The sequence below is a fragment of the Poseidonibacter antarcticus genome (assembly GCF_003667345.1).
GTDB classification, from domain to species: Bacteria; Campylobacterota; Campylobacteria; order Campylobacterales; family Arcobacteraceae; genus Poseidonibacter; species Poseidonibacter antarcticus.
Genome location: NZ_RCWF01000008.1, coordinates 1 through 21533, shown reverse-complemented (window position 1 = coordinate 21533; position 21533 = coordinate 1). Strand labels below are relative to the sequence as shown.

Sequence of the window (21533 nt, the reverse complement as noted above, 5' to 3'; positions counted from 1 at the left end):
TCTGCTTCATGCAAACAATATTATTCCTAGTACTTGCTTTTTTAATTGTAATATTCTCAGTATTACAATATTTTAAAAGTAAAAAAACAAGAGAATTTAAACTTAATGAAGGCATTTGTCCATCTTGTGGAGCAAAAGCCAGGACTTTTTATGATAAAAACACAAATACAACATTTAAACAAGAAGTAATAAAAAGCAGAATACTCAAAAATCATGGTTGTTCTGGTGTTACAGAAGTTGAATATAAATGTAATGTATGTGGATTAAAAGAAGTTCATCAAGTATCTAGTGCAGGATGTAATCTATAAGTTGCTATACTTCCTAAAAAGTATGGATTTATACCTTGAAATATTATTTATTTATTATAACAATAGTTTTCCTTTTTAATGGATGTTCTACAAAAAAAGAAGAATTAATAGAAATTAAAGTTACAAAAAAAACTCCCTTTGATTATTTAAATGGTTTTTATGATGATGATTTAGATTTAGCACTTGATGTATTTAAAAAAGCTTGCACAAAATCAAGAAAAAAAGAACAGTTTAAAAATGTATGTGAAAATTCATTAAATTTTACAAGTGGAAAAGAGTTTTTTACTAAAAATTTTACTCCAAAGGTTTTAGTTTCTAGTTCTGGAGACAAAGGCTTAATTACAGGTTATTATGAACCTTTATTGTATGGAAGTAGAGAAAAAACTAACTTTTATAAATATCCAATATACAAAACTCCAAAAGATTTAGTAACAATAAAAAATAAAAAGAAATATCCAAGTTTTAAGAATCTAAAATATAAAGCAAAAATAAAAAATGGAAAATATTATCCCTATGATACAAGAGCTCAAATAGAACAAAAAAATAACCTTGAAGTTATATGTTATGTTAATGATTTAATCGATTTATTTTTCTTACAAGTACAAGGTTCAGGTCGAGTATTATTAAATAGTGGTGAATTAATAAATGTAGGATATGCTAATCAAAATGGAAGAGAGTATAAATCTATTGGGAAAAAATTAATTGATGATGGTTATCTAAAAAAAGAAGAAGTATCTCTTCAAACTATAAAATCTTTTTTAAATAACAATCCAAAAAAAATCAAAGAAATCTTAGATTATAATCCAAGTTATGTATTTTTCACAGAAAAAGAACAAACAGCAACAGGAAGTTTAAATGTTCCATTAGTTGCAAAAAGAAATATTGCAGTTGATAGAAGATATATTCCTTTAGGAATGCCAGTATTTATAGAAACTTCAAACCCTAAAACAAAAGAATCTATTAATAAACTAGTAATTGCTGCTGACACAGGTGGTGCAATAAAGGGTGAAATTAGAGCAGATTATTTCCTAGGATATGGAGAAGAAGCAATGGAATTAGCTGGTCTTATGAAAGAAGAGGGAAGACTTTTTATGCTAATTCCAAATGATGTGGAAGTTCAGTAGTTTAAATTAGCTACAACAACCATTTCCACAACAGTTATTTCTTGCATCTGAATAAAATTTTATAACAAAATTATTATACATTTCTTCAAGTTCAAAGGTATGTTTTTTACAAAATTCATTATTCATAGTTTTTTTCATTTCAAGTGCTTTTGTAAGAGCATCGTCTTTTGATTGAAATTTTATATTATTTTCTAAACTGCTTTTTTTAAAGCAAGGACATTGATTTACAACAACTATTTTATACATAAAAGCTCCTAATATAATTTATAAATTTTAATGCAGTAGGGTATCTAAAAACTACTTATAATTATGGATATTTTATCTAGTAAATTTGATTAAAGCCATTTAAGAAGTAAATCTCGATAAAATAACTAATTATTATACAAAGGAATAAAATGCATATTACAAATTTAATTTCTCAAAACTTTGGAAAATTTGCAAAAAAAGAGTTCCCTTCTTTTATCCAAAAAGTTATAAATACAGGTTACGTAAAATTCTTAGGTTTAGATATGAGTGAATTTAAGAAACCTAAGTTTTATAAATCTTTAAATGCATTATTTACAAGAGAATTAGAATTAAAAAGAAAAATTAATACAGAAGAAAATACATTTATTTCTCCAACAGATAGTTTAATTACTGAGTGTGGAAAAATAGAAAAAGATATTGCCTTACAAATTAAAGGTATGGAATATAGTGTTGAAGATTTATTAACTTATTATTGTAATGATAAGTTAGAAAGAATCAAAAATGGTTCATTTATGAATTTTTACTTATCACCAAAAGATTATCATAGATATCATTCTCCAAGTAATTTTATACTTAAAAAACTTATTCATGTTCCAGGAAAGCTATATCCAGTGAATTTAAAATATTTAAATAAAGAACTTGATTTATTTGTGCAAAATGAAAGAGTAATTATTGAATGTGAAAAGAATGGAAAATTATTTTATATGGTATTTGTAGGTGCTTTAAATGTTGGACAGATGGTATTTGAATTTGAACCAAGAGTTGAAACAAATATTGATACATCAGAGATGAAAGTATATGAATATGAAAATATACAAATTAATAAAGGTGATTGCTTAGGTTACTTTAAAATGGGTTCAACTGTTGTTATGTTATGGGAAGAAAATAGTGTAGAATTAGAAGAACTATTACATCAAGATGTTCGTTTTGGTCAAGCAATAGCTAAAGAAATATAATTTTTTAATTAGGTAATATTAAATAATTTAGTTACAATAAAAGTAATTTTATAATGGAAGACTGATGAATAATAAAATATTTTTAAAAATTGGCTGGTTGCTTATCATATCACTACTTGGCTATCTTTTCTTTGTAGTATTCTTTCTTTCGCCAAAAGTAAATAATTATTTTAGTAATGCAGAAATTAAAAAAGAGAGATTACAATTTAATAAAATTGTTACAATTATAAATAATAAATCTAGAAATTATGTGAATAAAAATTCTTTAACTAAAGATCTAGAATTATTATTAAGTAGCATTACTTTAGCAAAAACTGGACAGATTTATATCTTTGATAGTTCTGGTAAAATAATCATTGATACTACTAGTGAATTTAATTCTAAAGATATTTCTAAATTAATTCTTCCAAATAATAAAAATAAGTCATTTTTTGAAGAAATTAAGAAATCATATAATAGTAAAAATACATTCGAGTATTTATGGAATAAACCATATGATGCATATAATTATGTATACCCAAAGATTTCTTGGGTTGAATATAATAAAGATTTGGACTGGTATATAGTTTCTTCTATTTATAAAGAAGATTTTTCAATTTATGTTGAAGGGATTAATTCATTAATCTTAAATATTTCAATTTTATTATTTGTATTATTAGTTATTATTGGTCTTTTTATAACTATAAAAGTTGTTGCTCCTATTAATAGAATGTTCTCAGAAGTTCAAAAAGCACAAATTAAACATTCTAATGTTGATATGATAAAAAAATCTAAGGATGAAATTGGTTTTCTTGCTAATCAATTTAATACTCTGCTTGATCAAGTTGAAACAAATAGAAAGACACTAGATGATCATGTTCAAAAGAAAACAAAAGAGATTAGTGATAAACTTTATTACGATGAATTAACAAATTTAAAAAATAGATATGCTCTTCAAGAAGATATTAAAGATTGTGAATTTGTTTCTATTGCTTTGGTTGATATTGATTCTTTTGATGATATTAATGAACTTTATGGTTTCTCAACAGGAAATTTAGTTTTAATAGAAACAGCAAATATTTTAAATGAATTTGGTAATAAATATAATGTTTCGATTAATAGAATTCATGGAAATGTTTTTAGTGTTACGGATAAAAGAATGATGGGATTTTCTAAATATGATCAGTTTATAAGTGAATTATCAACGTTATTTAAAAGTAGACCTATTTTAATAGAAGAGTTAGATATTGAGATTTTTATTGATGTTACTTTGGGTATATCAATAGCACAAGAAGAGCCATTAAAAACAGCAGGAATTGCATTAAAAAGAGCAAAGAAAACTAATCATAGATATTTTGTTTATAATAATGAACTTGATAGAAGAGAAATAATAGAAAGATCAATTTTTTGGAGAGAAAAGATTAAACGTGCTTTAAAAGATAGTAATGTAATAGCATTTTATCAACCTATTTTTAATACAAAAAAAGAAATTGTAAAATATGAAACCTTAATGAGAATAAAAGATATAGATAAAGATGGAAAAGTTTCATATATTCTTCCTAATTTATTTTTAGATGTAGCTATTAAAACTAAACAATATTTGCAGCTTTCTAATCAGGTTATATCAAAAGCATTATCTGATTTAAATAAAACAAAAAAGCAAATATCTTTTAATTTGAGTTTTAAAGATATCTTGGATATTGATTTTGTTGAATCCTTAGATAAAAACTTAGATAATATTAGTAATATAAATAAAGAAAGAATAGTATTTGAAATATTAGAGAGTGATCATATTACAGATTATACAATTTTAGAAGATTTTATTAATAAATACAGAAGACAAGGTATTAAAATTGCAATTGATGATTTTGGAACAGGATATTCTAACTTTGCGCATATTTTAAAAATTAGACCTGATTATATAAAAATAGATGGCTCACTTATTAAAGATATTAACACAGATAAGAATTCTTATGAAATGGTAAAATCAATAATTGAATTTTCAAAAGCATTAAATATAAAAGTCATAGCAGAGTATATACATTCACAAGAAGTATTCGATTTAGTGAATGAATTAGGTGTTGATGAGTTCCAAGGTTTTCATTTAGGAAAACCTAACCCAAAGATAGAGTAATTTTAATAAAATAAAAGTTTATTCTTGTAAAATAATGTAAGAAAAAATAAATCAAATAAGGATACAAAATGTCAACAATTACAGAACTAGGTTCATTACCACTAGCTGGTACAAAAAAAGGTGTTATTTCAATTTCTAATGTTACAGAACCTTATGGAAAAGATACAGCTGATATTGTAAGTATTGGTGTTTCATTAAACGGAAAAGATATTCAATGGAAATCACATCTTCCATATGAAAATTTAGATGATATTATTGCAATTTTACAAAAAGCAAGTGATTCTAAAAAAGAAGCATAATAATTTATTTAGATAAGAGGCTTTAAAGCTTCTTACTAAATTTTATATTCGATAGTTTCTCTTAACTCTTGTTGCCATAAAACTATTCCTCCAAATAAATGTGAGGTATTTTTATAACCTTGAGATATTAAAAAATCTCCAAGACTTCTAGTTCTATTTGCTCTTGCACATATTAATACAAAAGTTTGATCTTTGTTAGGAACAAGTTTTTCAAATTCACTCATCCATTTTTCAATATCATATTCACCTCTTTCATCGAAAAAAGTTAGTAAATGTGAATTTTTTATAATACCTGTTCTTTTCCATTCATCTTCTCTTCTTATATCAATCATTACAATATTATCATTAATCATTTTTTCTACAATTCGTGGTTGTAAATCTACTAATTTATTCATAAATATCCTTTATTAAAGAATAATTTTAACATAAAATCCTTATAATCAAATATAATAAATTCTTATATTTATAAAAATAGAAGTTACTAATTAACAAACTCTTTACAAAGTTTAAATATAATGAATTTAAAAATTTAAAATACATATAAACAGGACTTTTAATGAAAAAAATATTATTACTATTATTTATGAGCATTTATGCTTTTGCATTTACAATTGAACAGGATTTTTTAAATCCAGAAGATGCTTTTAAAAAAGAGTTTGTAAAAGAAAATGACAAAGTAGTTTTTACGCTAAATCTTGGAAAAGATATATACTTATATGATGATAAATTAAAAGTTTTAATTACAAAACCATCAAAAATTGATATTACCGAAGATGTTAATATTCCTGAACCAATAGAATATGATGGTTTTATTGTACATTTTGATAATCAAAAAATTGAAATACCTTTTTCTTTATTACAAGAAAAATCAAAATCATCTTCTTATGAGTTAGAAGTAAAGTATCAAGGATGTTCTAAAAAAGGTCTTTGCTATGCTCCAATGAGTACAAAGTATCAATTAGATTTACCACAAGGAACTTTAGTTAAAGCTACAGATACAAAAGCTGAACTTACTTCAAAAGTACCAGGAGAAACAAAAAATATAGAATTAAATGAAACAGATACAATTGCAAATAGTTTAAAAACTGGAAATATGCTTTTAGTTTTAGCAACATTTTTTGGTTTTGGATTATTACTTTCATTAACTCCTTGTGTTTTCCCAATGATTCCAATTTTATCTTCTATTATTGTAGGTGCTTCACAAAATGAAAAAATGACAGCAACAAAAGGCTTCTTTTTATCTTTAGTTTATGTTTTATCAATGGCACTTGCTTATACAATTGCAGGAGTAATTGCAGGATTATTTGGTGCAAACTTACAAGTAGCACTTCAAAATCCTTATGTTCTTTCTATTTTTGCAGCTATTTTTGTAGCACTTGCTTTCTCTATGTTTGGATATTTCAAAATAGAATTACCACAAAGTTTACAAAATAAAATAAACAAAACAACAGATGGAAAAGAAAAACAAGGAATTGCAGGAATTGCAATTATGGGATTCTTATCTGCACTTATTGTTGGACCTTGTGTAGCTCCTCCACTTGCAGGTGCTTTAGTTTATATTGGGCAAACAGGAGATGCTATTTTAGGTGGATTAGCACTTTTTGTTTTAAGTATGGGAATGGGAATGCCATTATTATTAATCGGATTAGGTGCTGGTAAATTTATGCCAAAACCTGGTGGTTGGATGGATAGTGTTTCAAAAGTATTTGGAATAATAATGTTAGCAATTGCTGTATGGATGTTAGATAGAGTATTGGATGCAAGTATTGTAATGTTTCTTTGGTCTTTATTATTCTTAGGAGCTGCTATTTATTTAAATATTTATAAACATATTTTAGCACAACTTGTAACTTTGGTAATTTTCCTTTATGGAGTTTCTTTATTCTTTGGAACAATTTCAGGAGCTACAAATCCTTTAAAACCTTTTGATAAGTTTACAAGTGGGACATCATCAAGTGTTGTTCAAAAAGAAGCATTTAAAGTAAGTTATATCAAAAATATTAAAGAGCTAGATTTAGCAATTGCAAATTCTTCTAAACCTGTTATGTTAGATTTTTTTGCTGATTGGTGTGTAGCTTGTAAAGAGCTTGAAGAGATTACATTTAAAGATGAAGAAGTTATCAAAAAACTTCAAGGTTTTACAATATTAAAAGCAGATGTAACAGCAAATAATGATGATGATAAAGCTTTACAAAAAAAATATGGAATTGTAGGACCTCCTGGATTAATTTTCTGGGATACTAACAATAAGGAAGTAAAAGCTTCTAAAATTGTAGGATATAAAAATCCAAAAGATTTCTTAGAGATTGTAAATAAACATTTTAAATAAGCACACATTTGTTATACTTCCTAAAAATTAAATAAAGGGTTCAAATGAACTTTAATACTATTTTAGGAAGTGTAGACTTTCTTGAATTTTTACGAGGTAAAAAAGCCACTTTTCTTTTAAGTGCAAGCGTAACAAAAACAGCTGAGATACCAAATATCTCACAAGCTGGAATCCCAGGTAAATTATATTTAACTCCAACTCTTGATGCAGAGTTTTTATGTACTAAAGAAGTTCGTTCTTTAGAAGATATTGCCCAAACTCCAAAAGGAGTTCCTACTCCTGCGCTTATTACAAGAGCAGTTCATGAATTAAATCCTTTTTCAAATATTGAAATATTAAATCTAGGATTAGAACTTATTCCACAAATCGAACATTTTAAAATACATAATTTTGATATGAAACCAAGTGGAAGAATAGATGATGGTGCAAAAATACAAGCAATGGAAATTTTCCAAAAAGGTCTAAGTTTTGCACAATCTTTTGAAACAAAAGATGATTATGTGATTCTTGCAGAATCAATTCCAGCAGGAACAACAACAGCAAATGCAACAGCACTTGCCTTAGATTATGAATGTGAAGGATATTTCTCAAGTTCATATAAAAATAATCCAAGTGATATTAAAAACCAAACAATAATAAATGCACTAAAAAGAGTAGAAAAAAATAGTGATATTTTTGAAAAACTATCTTTAGTTAGTGATAATATGATTATTTTTAATGCAGGATTTATTTTAGGAAGTAGAGCAAATAATCTAAAAGTATTATTAGCAGGTGGAACTCAAATGGCAGCTGTTTTACTTGTAGTAAATTCTATTTTAAAAAGTATGGATGGAGAAATAGACTCTTCAAATATCGCACTTTGTACAACAAAATGGATAAATGAAGATGAAAATTCAAATATCAAAGCACTATTAGAACAATTAGATTTTCCAATAAATGCGTATGCAAGTGATTTTGATTTTTCAAACTCTTCTCATCCTGCTTTAAAACTTTATGATGAAGGTGAAGCAAAAGAGGGTGTTGGTTGTGGTGGAGCATTATGTTATGCAAGTATAAATTCAATTGATGAAATGAAATTAATTGAAAAAATCGAAAGCTTTTTAGGATAATTTATGGATATTTTCATTGCAACATTTTTAAAAATGTTTTTTATTATGACACCTTTTTTTGTGTTATCGGTTTTTTTAACTGTTACAACAGATGCAACAGCAAAAGAGCGTAAAGCGTTAGCTATTAAAGTTACAATTTCTGTAATTATTATATGTTTAGTGTTACTCTTTTTTGGAAAGAATATTTTTGATATTTTTGGTATAACATTGGATGCATTTAGAATTGGTGCAGGTGCATTATTGTTTTTATCTGCTGTTGAGTTAATTCAAGGTAATAAAGCAACTGCAAAAGTTGGAGATAAAGATATTTCAGATTTAGCAGTAGTACCTTTAGCAATTCCTGTTGCAATTGGTCCAGGAACTATTGGTATTTTACTTGTTATGGGTGCAACTTTTGAAAATAAATCTTCAATGTTAATGGGAAGTTTAGCTTTAATTTCTGCAGTTTTAGTTATAGGATTTATGCTTTATAGTTCAAGTATTATTGAAAGAATTATTGGTAAACAAGGTCTTTTAGTGATTTCAAAAATTACAGGATTATTTTTAGCTGCACTTTCTGCACAAATTATTTTTACTGGTATTAAAAACTTTTTAGGTTTATGATGAAAATATTATATTTCGGTGGTCAAAAATCAGGTAAAACAAGTGCTGCTTCACATAAGACACTTGAATTATCATCAAATACTAAACCATATTATGTAGCAACTTATGACAATTCTTACAATGACTCTTCAATGCAGACAAGAATCGATAAACATTTAGAAGAAAGAGTTGATGATTTTTTGACTATTGAAGAGCCAAAAGATTTAGTAAAAGTTATAAAAGATGATAAAACTTATTTAGTAGATTGTGTTTCTATGTGGCTTTTTAACAATCTTGATGAAGAAGAAAAAACATTAAAAGAACAACTCAAAACTATCTGTAGTACAAAAGCAAATATTGTTTTTGTACTAAATGATGTTTCATGTGGAGTAATTCCTTTTGATAGCCAATCAAGAAGATTCGTAGACTTTTCGGGACTTATTGGACAAGAGTTAGTAAAACTTTGTAATGAAGTCTATGAAGTAAAATACTCAATATCAAAAAGATTAAAATGAAACAAATACTAAATGCTTTTTATTTTGCACTTTCGTATTTTTCAATTATTCCTATTTTTGTTAAAGATATGAAAATAAACAATGATACATATAAATATACACTAGCTTTCTTGCCACTTGTGGGAGCTATTTTAGCAAGTATTGTAATAGCTTTAAATATCTTTTTAAATGAGTTTTTCACTCCTTTATATTCTGCTTTTGTAGCTTCTGTTCTTTATCTAGCTCTTTATGGTTTTTTACATTTGGAAGCTATTTGTGATGTGATTGATGCATGGTTTGCTTCTTATTCAGGAAAAGATGCTTATGAGATTATGAAAGACCCAACTATTGGTGCAATTGGGGCTTTATATGCTTTTTGTTTTGTATTGCTAAAAGTTAGTATTTCTACTTATATTTTGTATGAAAAAGAGTATGTATTATTTTTTATTGTTTTAGTTTTTTCTCGTTTAAATCTTATATATTTATTACAACTTTTTAAGTTTAATAAAAATAGTTTTTTATCACTTGCCTTTCAAAGTGCAGGAGTAGGGAAAATCAAACTTTTTGCTTTTGTTTATGTAATACTAGCTTTTACTTTAAACTCAAATGCAATAATTCTTTTTATAATTTCAATGCTAAGTTTTTACATAATACTAAAAATATTAAATAAAAAATTCTCTTTTGTAAATGGCGATTGTTTAGGTTTTACTCTAGAACATACTGAACTTATTTTATTAAATATCGCATTGGCAATTGTTTTATGAAAACATTAGAAACATTTGAACATGGTGGACAAATAGAAAAGTTCGCAAAAGATTTAGGCTGTGATATTCAAGAAGTTATTGATTTGTCATCAAATATCAACTTTATCAAGCCAAATATAAATATTGATTTTAATAATCTTGATATTTCTTCTTATCCAATTTATGATAAATTATATAAAAAAATCGCAGATAACTATGATGTAAAAATAGAACAAATAGAACTATTTAACGGTGGAAGTTCAGCTATCTTTGCACTTTTTAGGCATCTTAAAAATTTAGGCTTGGAGCATTCTACGATTTATTCACCTGCTTATTTAGAATATAAAAAAGCTTGTATAAACTTTGGATATAAATTACAAACTATTAATAGATTTGAAAATATACAATTACCTGTAAAAAATAAAAGTTTCGTAATATTTGTAAATCCTTCAACACCTGATGGTAAATATTATGATATTGATTCTTTGATGAGCTATTGGACACAAAAAGATTGTACAGTTTTAATAGATGAAAGCTTTTTAGACTTTTGCGATGGACAATCAGCTATTAAATATTTAGAAAAATATGATAAATTATACATCTTAAAATCTATGACAAAATTTTATTCAAGTGCTGGAATTAGAGTTGGAACTATTGTTTCAAATGAAAAAAATATTGACTCACTAAAAAGATTTGAACCAATGTGGAAACTTTCAAATTTTGATTCAAATTACTTATGCACAGCTCTTGAAGACAAAAACTTTAAAAAAATATCAAAAGCAATAAATACAAAAAATAGACTGCTTTTAGAAAAAGTTTTAGAAAACTCAACACTAATAGAATCAATCTATAAAAGTAATGCAAACTATATTTTAGCAAAGCTAAAAACACTAAATGCAAATGAATTACAAGAGAAATTAAAACCATATAAGATTATGATAAGAAACTGTGAAAACTTCGACTTTTTAGATGATAGATATATAAGAATTGCAGTTAAATCTACAAATAATCTAGAAGTTTTTAAAAAGGCATTAAAAGAGATATGCTAATAAATAATAAGTTTTTAAAATACTCTTCTTTTCTTTTATCACTTGCTTTTATAATCTATATAATATATATGATTTTCACATCATTTAATATAGTCAAAAATCAATTTATAGATATAAATGGACTAACTTATGTAAACCAAGTAAGACGTGATGATTACACACTAAAACTTGCAAACTATTTAATAAAAGATTGTAATAAAAACGAATTATGTGAAGTACAAAAAATGCTAGATTTTGTAACAAGAATACCATATAAAGTAAATGAAGGAATTGCAAAAAGCTCAAAACAAGTGGTTACTCAAAATTATGGAGATTGTGATGATAAATCAAATCTTTTAATCTCAATGCTAAAAGTAAAAGGTTATGAAGCTTATTTTGTACTAGTACCAAAACATATCTTTGTAATAGTAAATCTAAAAAATAAACTATCAAATAAAAAAGCATTATATGTAAATGGCAAACGCTTCTATAAACTAGAATCAACAGCAACAAACTCTAAAATAGGTTTTCCTTTGAAATATGCATTTGATGAGATTGAAGCGATTATTGATCCATTTGAGAATAAACAGTTAGTTGTGGATGAGATGGAGTATAAATACTAAATAAAATTAAAAGCTATATTGATAATTGACAATCTGAATAAAATTGAATATAATAGTATTAATAAATATTCAAAGGATTATATTATGAAAACTGTAACAATGAGAGTAGATGATTCTATCTACGATATGATTAAACTTGCTGCTGATGGACAAAAAAGAAATCTTTCAAATTTTATTGAATTTGCAACTATGCAATATCTAACTTCTTCACAATTTGTAGAAAATAGTGAAATGAATGAAATTATGAATGATAAAGAACTTGTTAAAAACTTGATGAACGGATTTGATGACCTTAAAAATGGTGATTACAATATTGTCTAAGTATCAAATTGCTGAAACAAAAACTTTCCAAAAGATTAAAAAGAAAATAGATAAAAAGCTATATTCTAAAATTGTTAATTTTGTTTATCCTCAACTTCGAGAAAACCCTCTTTATGGAACAAATATTAAAAAATTAAAAGATAATCTTGAAGGCTACTATAGATATAGAGTTGGTAATTATCGCCTTTTTTATTTGATAGAAGATGATAAGCTAATCATTGCTATTGTAGATTTTAAACATAGGCAAGAAGCTTATGAATAATATATCAATCCTAGGAACATCCTCAGACGCAGGAAAATCAACTATAACATTTGTAATAGCAAAGATACTACAAGACTTAGGCTACAGCGTTGCACCCTTTAAAGCACAAAATGTCTCAAATAACTCTCACGTATGTGATGATGGAAGTGAAATAGCAATAGCACAATACTTTCAAAGCGAAGTATTAGGAGTAGAGACTTCATATCATTTAAATCCTGTACTTTTAAAATCAGGTCGTGGAAGTTCAGCTTCATTGATAGTGGAGGGTAAAGTAGTAGCAAACAAAGATGTATTAGATTACTATAGAGATATAGACACTTTAAAACCTTCTGTTAAAAGATGCTATGAGTATTTAGATACAAGATACGACTGTATTGTAAACGAAGGTGCTGGAAGTCCTGTTGAGTTAAATCTAATGGATAAAGACCTCTCAAACATCTTTATAGCCAATGAATACAATACTAAAATTATATTGGTTGCAGACATTGAAAAAGGTGGAGTATTTGCTTCTATTTATGGAGTGTATCATTTATTACCAGAAAAACTTCGTAATAATATTATAGGTGTAATTGTAAACAAGTTTAGAGGAGATTTATCTTTATTTGATGAAGGTATTAGAATCATTGAAGAGGATTTTAAAATACCAGTTTTAGGAGTATTGCCTTATGTTCCATTTAACTTAGGATTTGAAGATTCCGCATCATTAAAAAACTTTGTACAAAACCCAAAAAAGAAAAAACTTGATGTTGCCGTTATATCGTATCCATATATGAGTAATTACAATGATATAGAACCTTTGATATGTGATGATGAGGTATTTGTTGAGTTTGTGGATTATAATATTTCACTTGAAAAGTTTGACCTTGTAATTCTTCCTGGTTCTAAACTTGTAATCAAAGATTTAAAATGGTTAAAAGAAAATGGCTTATTTGAACAAATCAAAAACTATAAAAAAGATATTTGTTGTGTATGTGGTGGTTATGAAATGATGTTTGAAACACTAGATGATAAATACGCTTTAGAAAACAATGAAGCTTTAGTAGAGCAGGGCTTTGCTAAAATTCCTGCAAGTATAGTCTTTGAAAAAGAGAAGATATTAGAGAAAAAAACTTATGATTTATTTGATAGTAAAATAGAAGGCTTTGAAATTCATCATGGAATGTGTGATAAATATCCCTTATCATACGAAACAGAAAAGTTCAAAGGTACATTTGTTCATGGAATATTTGATAATGATAAGTTTAGAACTTCATATTTTAAATCAATTGATTCTTCATATATAGGATATATCTTTGAAGAGTACAAAAAAACTTCAATAGATACCTTTGTAAATACTATGAAAGATAAACTAGATGTAAAAAGGATTCTAAAAAGTGTTTTATAGTATTGCTCTAATAGCTTATGCTTTAGATAATATTTTTGGCGAATTTGAGAAACTAAAGTTTCTCAAACATCCAATAATATTTATGGGAGATTATATAAACTGGTTTAAAAAGAAGTATTATGAAGACTCAATTTTAAGAGGTGGAATATTAACAGTTTCATTGATTGTAATTGTTTATATAATCACTTCATTTCTAGCTAGTTTTGATAATATCTTATTTCAAGGTTTTTTAGCCTCTTTTACACTAGCTTCCAAAATGTTATACGACAGTGTAGAAGATGTAATAACAAGTAGGAATTTAGAAGTTAAAAAAGAAAAAATAGCTATGTTAGTAAGTCGTGATACAAGTACAATGACAAATTCAGATGTGAATAAAGCAGCAGTAGAAACTTATGCTGAGAATTTAAGCGATGGAGTAATTGCACCTTTATTTTATTTACTTTGTTTTGGAATAGTGGGAGCTTTTATATATAAAGCTATTAATACTTTAGATTCGATGATAGGGTATAGAAATGAAAAGTATGAAAACTTTGGAAAAATAGCAGCCATCCTTGATGATATTGTAAACTATGTACCTGCGAGAATAACAGCTGTTTTAATAGCTATATTATTTATGAGTAAAAAAGCACTAACACAGTTTTATAAATATGGCTCAAAACACGAAAGCCCAAATGCAGGATTACCAATAGCTTCAATGGCATTAAGTCTTGATTTAAAACTAGGTGGTCCAACTTCTTATTTTGGGAAAATTAAAGACAAAGCATTTTTTGGAATAGGAAAAGAAAATATTGAGAATAGTGATGTTTTAAAGACACTTTCGTTAAAGTATCGCTTAGATATATTTATAATAATTGTATTAATTTTAGGAGTACTATGATGACATATGAAGAGTGGTTTATCCAACAGGGTAACCTTCACGCAAATGTAATGAAAAAATTAGAAGATAAAACAGTTGATGAGGTTATAGAATACTTCAAGTTTGATAATATGGTAAAGAACGAACCAGATTTTTGTCCTTTATATAAAGACAATAAAAAATGTCATGATATGGAAGATTTAAACTGCTACCTTTGTGCCTGTCCAAACTTTAGGTTTAAAATGGAAGGCTTTGAAAAAACAGATGATGGGAAAACATTATTTTCAGTTTGTAATATCAAATCACGTGATGGAGCTCAATATATTGGTGAAGATTATATTCATCAAAATTGTTCAGGTTGTATAGTTCCACATCGGGCTAAATATATTAAAAAGAACTTCAACCGTTCATGGTTTGAAATTATGAAAGATGTAAGAAGTTAAAAATAAATGCCATATTTAATCTTAGTAACACTTCTTTGGGCATTTTCTTTTAGTTTAATAGGTGAAGTTTTAGCAGGGCAGGTTGATAGTTATTTTGCTGTACTTATTCGTGTTGTTTTAGCTTCATTAGTTTTTATTCCCTTTACAAAATTTAGAGGTATTCAAACAAAATTAAAGCTTCAAATAATGCTTATAGGAACTATACAAATTGGCTTGATGTATATTTTTCTTTATAAATCATTTTTATTTTTAAGTGTTCCAGAAGTTGTACTTTTCACTGTATTCACGCCTGTTTATGTAACACTATTTTATGATGGATTTAAAAAACAGTTTAAACCTCTTTATCTAGTTAGTACAGGATTAGCTGTATTTGGTGCATATATAATCAGATATCAAAATATTAGTGAAGATTTTATCACAGGTTTTTTGATGGTTCAAGCTGCAAGTATTTGTTTTGCTTTAGGACAAAGTGCTTACAAAAAAGTAATGGAATCACATACGCAAATTAGACATAGAGATGTTTTTGGATACTTCCATTTTGGAGCATTGATTGTAAGTGTAATATCATTTTTATTATTTGCAAATCCCGAAAAATTATCACCATCATTAATACAATGGGGTGTTTTAATTTGGTTAGGTGTAGCAGCTTCTGGTTTAGGATATTTCTTATGGAATAAAGGAGCTTGTTTTGTAGATGCAGGAGTGTTAGCAATTATGAATAACGCTTTAGTTCCTGCTGGATTACTTGTAAATCTTATTATTTGGGGAAAAACGAGTAATTATTTTTTACTTCTTTTAGGAAGTGCAGTTATAGGCTTGTCTTTATATTTACACTACTACTTTATGAAACTTTATAATAAAAAGAAAGTTTCATAAAATACAAAAGATGTAGAAGTTGATTTCTACATCTTTATTATAAAGTAATTCTTTCCATCTTCATATTTATATTCAAGTTTATAACCATGTAAACAAGCAATTGTTTTAACAATATATAAACCTAATCCAAATCCATCACTTCTTTTTTCTTCTTGTGAGAAAGCTTCAGTATAGTATTCTAAATCATATTTCAAAGGTTCACCTAGTGAACTTATTTCAATTTGTTCTTTCGAAGCATTTATAATAGCTTTATGATTTGGTGAGAATTTTATAGCATTATCAATTAAGTTTTTAAGTGCAATAGAAAACATTGAAATATCAACAGAGAAGTTAAAAGATTTAATTCTAGATGTAATATTATCAGGGGAAACCATCATAATCTCTAATGTTTTATTATAAATATTAAAAAATGATGTTGGCTCTTTATACATCATATTATTAGCAGATGTGAGCTTTTCTACAGTTGCTAATTCTTTGATAATATCATCCATTCTTTTAAAAGCTCTTTGAAGGTTATCTCTTGTTTGTTCATTATTTAATGTTTCAGCAATAAACATAGCTTTCGTAATAGGAGTTTTAAGTTCATGCATCATATTACGCATAAATAAATCTTTTGATTTTGTTTGATTATTTATAAGAGTAATAGCTTCATTAAAGCTTTTTGCAATTGTTCCAATTTCATCATTACTTATAGAGGTTATTTTAATGTCTTTATTACCATTTGAGAATTCAATAATTTGCTTATTTAATAGCTTAAGAGGTTTTAGTTTTCTTTTTAAAATAGCATATAAAAAAAATATTGTAATAAGCGATAATATAAATGTAGCAATTATAATTGCCATACTATAGTTATGGTTTGTTACATCTTTTAGCATAAGATTATATCCATATTGTTGTACATAAATATAATATTCTTCATTGTATTTATATACCCGATATGTTCCTAAATAGTTTTGAGTAATTGTTAGTTCTTGAGCATTTTTAATTATTTCAAGTTTTGCATCTCTATCTTCCAATGGTTTTACTTGGAATTTCTTGAATAATTTGAATAATGTTTCTGCACTAGGTAAGTTTTGAAAAGTACTTAAAAAATTCTCTGCAATAAGTTCGTATCTATTTTGTTGAGTAATTTCATGTTTTTGCTTATCAAAACTAATAAATAATGAAAACGTAATTAATATTGCAACAAAAGCTAATGAAAATATTAAATTAATAAAAGCAGAAATAGAAATATTTCTTATCATATTAGTTGATATCCAATACCTCTAACTGATTTTATATATGTTTTTGTAGCATCTATTTTTGATAATTTTGATCTAATTCTTGAAATGATTACATCAATATTTTTTAATGAAGAATCATCTTCAATACTATCACTAGCATATATAAAATCTTCTCTAGCTATTACGCCACCATTTCTTCTAATAAGAAGTTTTAAAATATCATATTCAGCAAGAGTTAGAGTAAGAGGAATATCTTTAAAATATATTTGCATATCATCTTCTTTTACAATAAAAGGAGAACTATTTCCTATTTTCTTAACTTCTGCTGGTTTATCAATTCTTTTTAAAATAGTTTTTATTCTAGCTTGAAGTTCTCTAGGATTATAAGGTTTTGGCAAATAATCATCAGCACCTCTTTCTAATCCCATAACTTTATCTAGAATATCATCTCTTGCAGAACTTATAATAATAGGGATTTGAGATTTTTCTCTAATTTTGGGAAGTAACTCTAATCCATCAATTTCAGGAAGAGTTAAATCTAAAATTAATAGTTGAAACTCTTTATTAATACTTAACATAGATAGTCCATTATATGGACTATCCGTATTTGTAACTTCTATATCAAATGCTGCAAGATAATCAGTAATGATTTGTGCAAGTTCTAAATCATCTTCTATCATTAATACTTTTATGATTGTAAATCCTTTATTTTATAACAAAAAGAATAGTCTGTCCATATCTATTTACATAAACTCTTTTATGTTTGTTTTTATACTTTGTTAAAGATGCTTCAAGGTTTTGGAAATTATTAATTTCAATATCTTCAATTTGAATGATAATATCTCCAGGTTGGAATCCTACTTTTTCTGCTCTACTTTTTGGTTCAACATCAGAAATCAATACACCTTTTGTATCAGGAGCTAATCTAAATTGTTTTTGTGTATTTGTATCAATCGTAGTTACTTTTAAACCACTTAAAACTCTTCCATTATTAGCTTGAATTTGAACTAAGGTTGTTCTATTTCCTAGTACTATTTTTAATTCAATATTTTTTTTATCTCTTTCTATACTTAAAACTATTTTTTCATTTGGTTTAAATGAAGCGACAATATTCTGTAAATCAGTTCGATCTCTTATTGTTTTATCATTAATTGCATAAATTAAATCACCTCTTTTTACTCCAAATTTAAAAGCAGGAGTTCCTTCTGATACATCTAAAACAAGAGCACCTTTTTTATGATTATATACTTTTGACATTTCAGCGTCTAAATCACTAATAGCAACACCTAAATAACCTCTTGTTACTTTACCATCAGAAATTAACTTTTTAACTACGTCTTTTACCATTGCAACGGGAATAGCAAATCCTATACCATTATTCCCTCCACTTTTAGAAATAATAGCAGTATTAATACCAATTAAAGCACCTCTACTATCAACTAAAGCACCACCTGAGTTTCCTGGGTTTATAGATGCATCAGTTTGAATATAGTTTTCATATCTATTAAGTCCAACTTTATTTTTATTTAAAGCTGAAATAATACCTTGTGTAACAGCACTTCCTATACCAAATGGATTTCCAATTGCAAAAATAACATCAGCAACTTCTAACTCTTTTGAGTGACCAAATTTAATTGGAGTTAAATTTGTAGAGTCTATTTTAATAACAGCTAAATCACTATCAGAATCTTTCCCAATAAGTTTTGCATTGTATTCTTTTGTATCATTGCCAATAGTTACGGTAATCTCTTCAGCATTATCTATTACATGGTTATTAGTAACAATATATCCATTTTTAGCAATAATAACACCAGAACCTAAAGATCTTTGAACTCTATTTTGTTTAAATTGATTTCCAAATTGATCTCCAAAAAATCTTTTGAAGAATGGATCTTTAAATATTTGTTGTGGAAGATTTTCATTTGATGAATTAATATGTCTTTTTGTTGATATATTAACAATTGATTTCATAGATTTTTTAATAGCACCATTAAAAGATAAAATTTGATTATTTGTATTTGGAGCTACTCTAGTCGGATTTTTATCTATCATATTAAAATTTATTGATTCTGCAAATAATTGACTAGCAATTAAAGTTGAGGCAAATAAAAGTTTTTTCTTCACAATATATCCTTTTGAATGTTTGATTAGATGATTGTAGAGTATAAGTGTAAACTATTTTCCAATCAATAGTTAATAATTGGTTAATAAAATCAAGGTTTTAACCTTGATTTTATAAATTTACTACTATAAATCAGTTTTAAGCATAGCTCCAGAACTTGCGTTTGTTACAAGAGATCTATATTGTCCTAACCAACTTGAAGTAAGTGGTTTTTTAATAGGTTTAAAGTTAGCTCTTCTTTTAGCTATTTCTTCGTCGCTTAAATCAACAGATAAAAGGTATGCATCAACATCAATATTGATAATATCTCCATCTTTTAATAACCCAATCATACCACCTTCAGCAGCTTCAGGACTTACGTGACCAATTGAAGCACCTCTTGTAGCACCTGAGAATCTACCATCAGTAATAAGAGCAACAGTTTTACCCATTCCCATTCCCATAATAAGTGAAGTAGGGGCAAGCATTTCTTGCATTCCTGGACCACCTTTAGGACCTTCGTATCTAATTACAACAACATCACCATGTGTAACTTTACCACCAACAATACCAGCAATTGCTTCAGCTTGACCATCAAAACAAACAGCTTTACCACTTAATGCACGTGCACCTGTAATTCCTGCAGTTTTAATAACAGCACCTTGTTCTGCTAAGTTACCATAAAGAATAGCTAAACCACCAACATCAGAATATGGATTGTCAATAGTATGAATAATATTTGTATCTTTTATATATGCATCAGAAATTTTTTCGTAAAGAGTTTCACCTGTAATTGTAATATTATCAAGTAAAATATCATTACCTCTTTTTGTCATTTCTTTCATTACTGCATTTACACCACCAGCTTTATTAATATCTTCCATATGAACAGTAGATAAAGATGGAGAAATTTTTGCAATATGAGAAACTCTTTTAGAGATTTTATTAATATCTTCTAAATTAAAATCAACTTTAGCTTCTCTAGCAATTGCTAACATATGTAAAACAGTATTAGAAGAACCACCCATTGCCATATCAACAGCAAAAGCATTTCTTACAGCATTTTCATTTAAGATATTTCTTAATAAGTATTTTTCACTAGCTTGTTTATCTAAAGCAATTTCACAAATTCTTTTAGCAGCTTGTCTATATAATACTTCTCTCTCAGGAGTTAAAGCTAAAATAGTTCCATTTCCAGGAAGTGCAATACCCATAGCTTCCATAAGTGTATTCATAGAATTGGCTGTAAACATACCAGAACAAGAACCACCACTAGGACATGCATTACATTCAATATCAAGTAATTCTTCATCTGTAATTTCACCAGCCTCATGTTTACCAACTGCTTCAAAAGCTGTTGCTAAATCAATTGGTGTACCATCTTTATCGTGACCTTTTTGCATTGGTCCACCAGATACAAAAATAGTAGGAACATTAACTCTTAATGCACCCATAATCATACCAGGAACAATTTTATCACAGTTTGGAATAGCAATCATTGCATCCAATTTATGTGCATTCATTACAGTTTCAATTGAATTTGCAATTAATTCTCTTGAAGGTAATGAAAATAACATACCATCATGACCCATTGCAATACCATCATCAACACCAATAGTATTGAACTCAAATGGTACACAACCGTTCTTTCTAATTTCATCTTTAATAATAACAGCAACTTTATCTAAGAAAAAATGTCCAGGGATTAATTCAATAAAAGAGTTTGCAACTCCAATGAATGGTTTTTCAAAATCTTCATCTTTTAATCCAGTAGCTCTTAACAAAGATCTATGTGGTGCTCTATCAAAGCCTTTTTTTACTTCATCACTTCTCAATTTTAAATCCTTTAAATATATGCATAATTTATACAAGGATTATACATTTTTTGCTGTTCAAATTTGATTAAAAGAAATAAAATATGGAAATTTTGATATTTCTTTTTAAAACCCTTGACAAAGAATAATAAATCTATTATAATTCCAGTCCAATTTAAGAAACAATGTTTTTTAAATTCTACCAATAGTGCGAGTGTGGCGGAATAGGTAGACGCGTTGGACTTAAAATCCAATTCCGGTTTCGGAGTGTCGGTTCAATTCCGACCATTCGCACCACT

Annotated in this window: 24 protein-coding genes and 1 tRNA gene; 19 read left to right on the top strand and 6 right to left on the bottom strand. The window is 26.8% G+C overall.

What is annotated here, in order from left to right; translation table 11 throughout:
- The first annotated feature begins 8 nt into the window (after nucleotides 1–8).
- Nucleotides 9–308, top strand: a complete 300-nt coding sequence (locus D9T19_RS10170) for a hypothetical protein (RefSeq protein WP_121628126.1) — start codon at nucleotides 9–11, stop codon at nucleotides 306–308.
- A gap of 35 nt (nucleotides 309–343) precedes the next feature.
- On the top strand, nucleotides 344–1432 hold the full coding sequence (gene mltA, locus D9T19_RS10165; protein WP_121628125.1) for a murein transglycosylase A: 1089 nt from the start codon (nucleotides 344–346) through the stop codon (nucleotides 1430–1432).
- A 6-nt stretch (nucleotides 1433–1438) separates the two neighbouring features.
- Here mltA and D9T19_RS10160 read toward each other — a convergent pair whose 3' ends face one another.
- A complete protein-coding gene (locus D9T19_RS10160; RefSeq protein WP_121628124.1) occupies nucleotides 1439–1678 on the bottom strand; it encodes a hypothetical protein in 240 nt (79 codons plus the stop codon).
- 149 nt (nucleotides 1679–1827) lie between these two features.
- Between D9T19_RS10160 and D9T19_RS10155 the strand changes: the two genes are divergently transcribed.
- From D9T19_RS10155 to D9T19_RS10140, 3 genes are all read left to right on the top strand, one after another.
- A complete protein-coding gene (locus tag D9T19_RS10155) occupies nucleotides 1828–2634 on the top strand; it encodes a phosphatidylserine decarboxylase (protein WP_121628123.1) in 807 nt (268 codons plus the stop codon).
- A 64-nt stretch (nucleotides 2635–2698) separates the two neighbouring features.
- The gene (locus tag D9T19_RS10145; protein WP_205588710.1) at nucleotides 2699–4747 is read left to right on the top strand and encodes an EAL domain-containing protein; all 2049 of its coding nucleotides are present in this window, start codon (nucleotides 2699–2701) and stop codon (nucleotides 4745–4747) included.
- Between the two features lie 68 nt (nucleotides 4748–4815).
- Nucleotides 4816–5046, top strand: coding sequence for a hypothetical protein (locus D9T19_RS10140; RefSeq protein ID WP_121628122.1), 231 nt, complete (start codon nucleotides 4816–4818; stop codon nucleotides 5044–5046).
- Between the two features lie 35 nt (nucleotides 5047–5081).
- On the opposite strand, the gene D9T19_RS10135 is transcribed toward D9T19_RS10140, so the two are convergent.
- Nucleotides 5082–5441: a rhodanese-like domain-containing protein gene (locus D9T19_RS10135; protein ID WP_121628121.1), complete on the bottom strand. Its 360-nt coding sequence runs from the start codon at nucleotides 5439–5441 to the stop codon at nucleotides 5082–5084.
- Between the two features lie 161 nt (nucleotides 5442–5602).
- Between D9T19_RS10135 and dsbD the strand changes: the two genes are divergently transcribed.
- From dsbD to D9T19_RS10070, 13 genes are all read left to right on the top strand, one after another.
- Nucleotides 5603–7375 (top strand): protein-disulfide reductase DsbD, encoded by a 1773-nt coding sequence (gene dsbD, locus D9T19_RS10130; protein WP_121628120.1) that lies wholly within the window; start codon nucleotides 5603–5605, stop codon nucleotides 7373–7375.
- Between the two features lie 44 nt (nucleotides 7376–7419).
- Nucleotides 7420–8484 (top strand): nicotinate mononucleotide-dependent phosphoribosyltransferase CobT, encoded by a 1065-nt coding sequence (cobT, locus tag D9T19_RS10125; protein ID WP_121628119.1) that lies wholly within the window; start codon nucleotides 7420–7422, stop codon nucleotides 8482–8484.
- A 3-nt stretch (nucleotides 8485–8487) separates the two neighbouring features.
- Entirely contained in the window at nucleotides 8488–9087 is a 600-nt protein-coding gene (locus D9T19_RS10120; RefSeq protein ID WP_121628118.1) for a MarC family protein, read from the top strand.
- A complete protein-coding gene (locus D9T19_RS10115) occupies nucleotides 9087–9581 on the top strand; it encodes a bifunctional adenosylcobinamide kinase/adenosylcobinamide-phosphate guanylyltransferase (RefSeq protein WP_121628117.1) in 495 nt (164 codons plus the stop codon). Before D9T19_RS10120 ends, D9T19_RS10115 begins: the two co-directional genes overlap by 1 nt.
- Nucleotides 9578–10324, top strand: coding sequence for an adenosylcobinamide-GDP ribazoletransferase (locus D9T19_RS10110; protein ID WP_121628116.1), 747 nt, complete (start codon nucleotides 9578–9580; stop codon nucleotides 10322–10324). The genes D9T19_RS10115 and D9T19_RS10110 overlap by 4 nt, the downstream gene beginning before the upstream one ends.
- Nucleotides 10321–11352 carry an aminotransferase class I/II-fold pyridoxal phosphate-dependent enzyme gene (locus D9T19_RS10105; RefSeq protein ID WP_121628115.1) on the top strand — a complete coding sequence of 344 codons (1032 nt, stop codon included), beginning with the start codon at nucleotides 10321–10323 and terminating at the stop codon, nucleotides 11350–11352. The genes D9T19_RS10110 and D9T19_RS10105 overlap by 4 nt, the downstream gene beginning before the upstream one ends.
- Nucleotides 11346–11954 carry a transglutaminase-like domain-containing protein gene (locus D9T19_RS10100; RefSeq protein WP_121628114.1) on the top strand — a complete coding sequence of 203 codons (609 nt, stop codon included), beginning with the start codon at nucleotides 11346–11348 and terminating at the stop codon, nucleotides 11952–11954. The genes D9T19_RS10105 and D9T19_RS10100 overlap by 7 nt, the downstream gene beginning before the upstream one ends.
- Before the next feature lie 84 nt (nucleotides 11955–12038).
- Nucleotides 12039–12275 (top strand): CopG family transcriptional regulator, encoded by a 237-nt coding sequence (locus D9T19_RS10095; RefSeq protein ID WP_121628113.1) that lies wholly within the window; start codon nucleotides 12039–12041, stop codon nucleotides 12273–12275.
- Nucleotides 12268–12537, top strand: a complete 270-nt coding sequence (locus D9T19_RS10090) for a type II toxin-antitoxin system RelE family toxin (RefSeq protein WP_121628112.1) — start codon at nucleotides 12268–12270, stop codon at nucleotides 12535–12537. Before D9T19_RS10095 ends, D9T19_RS10090 begins: the two co-directional genes overlap by 8 nt.
- Complete coding sequence (locus D9T19_RS10085) at nucleotides 12530–13921, top strand: cobyric acid synthase (RefSeq protein WP_121628111.1); 1392 nt, start codon at nucleotides 12530–12532, stop codon at nucleotides 13919–13921. The genes D9T19_RS10090 and D9T19_RS10085 overlap by 8 nt, the downstream gene beginning before the upstream one ends.
- On the top strand, nucleotides 13911–14798 hold the full coding sequence (cbiB, locus tag D9T19_RS10080) for an adenosylcobinamide-phosphate synthase CbiB (RefSeq protein ID WP_121628110.1): 888 nt from the start codon (nucleotides 13911–13913) through the stop codon (nucleotides 14796–14798). The genes D9T19_RS10085 and cbiB overlap by 11 nt, the downstream gene beginning before the upstream one ends.
- Nucleotides 14798–15220 (top strand): hypothetical protein, encoded by a 423-nt coding sequence (locus D9T19_RS10075; RefSeq protein WP_121628215.1) that lies wholly within the window; start codon nucleotides 14798–14800, stop codon nucleotides 15218–15220. Before cbiB ends, D9T19_RS10075 begins: the two co-directional genes overlap by 1 nt.
- Before the next feature lie 6 nt (nucleotides 15221–15226).
- Nucleotides 15227–16096 (top strand): DMT family transporter, encoded by an 870-nt coding sequence (locus D9T19_RS10070; RefSeq protein WP_121628109.1) that lies wholly within the window; start codon nucleotides 15227–15229, stop codon nucleotides 16094–16096.
- Between the two features lie 26 nt (nucleotides 16097–16122).
- On the opposite strand, the gene D9T19_RS10065 is transcribed toward D9T19_RS10070, so the two are convergent.
- The 4 genes from D9T19_RS10065 to ilvD form a co-directional block, all read right to left on the bottom strand.
- Nucleotides 16123–17340, bottom strand: coding sequence for an ArsS family sensor histidine kinase (locus D9T19_RS10065; RefSeq protein WP_121628108.1), 1218 nt, complete (start codon nucleotides 17338–17340; stop codon nucleotides 16123–16125).
- Nucleotides 17337–18014 (bottom strand): response regulator transcription factor, encoded by a 678-nt coding sequence (locus D9T19_RS10060; protein ID WP_205588711.1) that lies wholly within the window; start codon nucleotides 18012–18014, stop codon nucleotides 17337–17339. Before D9T19_RS10060 ends, D9T19_RS10065 begins: the two co-directional genes overlap by 4 nt.
- 10 nt (nucleotides 18015–18024) lie before the next feature.
- On the bottom strand, nucleotides 18025–19443 hold the full coding sequence (locus D9T19_RS10055) for a Do family serine endopeptidase (protein WP_121628106.1): 1419 nt from the start codon (nucleotides 19441–19443) through the stop codon (nucleotides 18025–18027).
- A gap of 123 nt (nucleotides 19444–19566) precedes the next feature.
- Nucleotides 19567–21255 (bottom strand): dihydroxy-acid dehydratase, encoded by a 1689-nt coding sequence (gene ilvD / locus D9T19_RS10050; RefSeq protein WP_121628105.1) that lies wholly within the window; start codon nucleotides 21253–21255, stop codon nucleotides 19567–19569.
- Nucleotides 21256–21444: 189 nt separating this feature from the next.
- Here ilvD and D9T19_RS10045 point away from each other — a divergent pair.
- Nucleotides 21445–21531: transfer RNA gene (locus tag D9T19_RS10045), tRNA-Leu, on the top strand.
- The last annotated feature ends 2 nt before the right edge of the window (nucleotides 21532–21533 follow it).

Coding starts and splice junctions, on each gene's coding strand:
- D9T19_RS10170 (WP_121628126.1), top strand. CDS start 9: ATGCAAACAATATTATTCCTAGTACTTGCTTTTTTAATTGTAATATTC.
- D9T19_RS10160 (WP_121628124.1), bottom strand. CDS start 1,678: ATGTATAAAATAGTTGTTGTAAATCAATGTCCTTGCTTTAAAAAAAGC.
- D9T19_RS10155 (WP_121628123.1), top strand. CDS start 1,828: ATGCATATTACAAATTTAATTTCTCAAAACTTTGGAAAATTTGCAAAA.
- D9T19_RS10145 (WP_205588710.1), top strand. CDS start 2,699: ATGAATAATAAAATATTTTTAAAAATTGGCTGGTTGCTTATCATATCA.
- D9T19_RS10140 (WP_121628122.1), top strand. CDS start 4,816: ATGTCAACAATTACAGAACTAGGTTCATTACCACTAGCTGGTACAAAA.
- D9T19_RS10135 (WP_121628121.1), bottom strand. CDS start 5,441: ATGAATAAATTAGTAGATTTACAACCACGAATTGTAGAAAAAATGATT.
- dsbD (WP_121628120.1), top strand. CDS start 5,603: ATGAAAAAAATATTATTACTATTATTTATGAGCATTTATGCTTTTGCA.
- cobT (WP_121628119.1), top strand. CDS start 7,420: ATGAACTTTAATACTATTTTAGGAAGTGTAGACTTTCTTGAATTTTTA.
- D9T19_RS10120 (WP_121628118.1), top strand. CDS start 8,488: ATGGATATTTTCATTGCAACATTTTTAAAAATGTTTTTTATTATGACA.
- D9T19_RS10115 (WP_121628117.1), top strand. CDS start 9,087: ATGAAAATATTATATTTCGGTGGTCAAAAATCAGGTAAAACAAGTGCT.
- D9T19_RS10110 (WP_121628116.1), top strand. CDS start 9,578: ATGAAACAAATACTAAATGCTTTTTATTTTGCACTTTCGTATTTTTCA.
- D9T19_RS10105 (WP_121628115.1), top strand. CDS start 10,321: ATGAAAACATTAGAAACATTTGAACATGGTGGACAAATAGAAAAGTTC.
- D9T19_RS10100 (WP_121628114.1), top strand. CDS start 11,346: ATGCTAATAAATAATAAGTTTTTAAAATACTCTTCTTTTCTTTTATCA.
- D9T19_RS10095 (WP_121628113.1), top strand. CDS start 12,039: ATGAAAACTGTAACAATGAGAGTAGATGATTCTATCTACGATATGATT.
- D9T19_RS10085 (WP_121628111.1), top strand. CDS start 12,530: ATGAATAATATATCAATCCTAGGAACATCCTCAGACGCAGGAAAATCA.
- D9T19_RS10075 (WP_121628215.1), top strand. CDS start 14,798: ATGACATATGAAGAGTGGTTTATCCAACAGGGTAACCTTCACGCAAAT.
- D9T19_RS10070 (WP_121628109.1), top strand. CDS start 15,227: ATGCCATATTTAATCTTAGTAACACTTCTTTGGGCATTTTCTTTTAGT.
- D9T19_RS10065 (WP_121628108.1), bottom strand. CDS start 17,340: ATGATAAGAAATATTTCTATTTCTGCTTTTATTAATTTAATATTTTCA.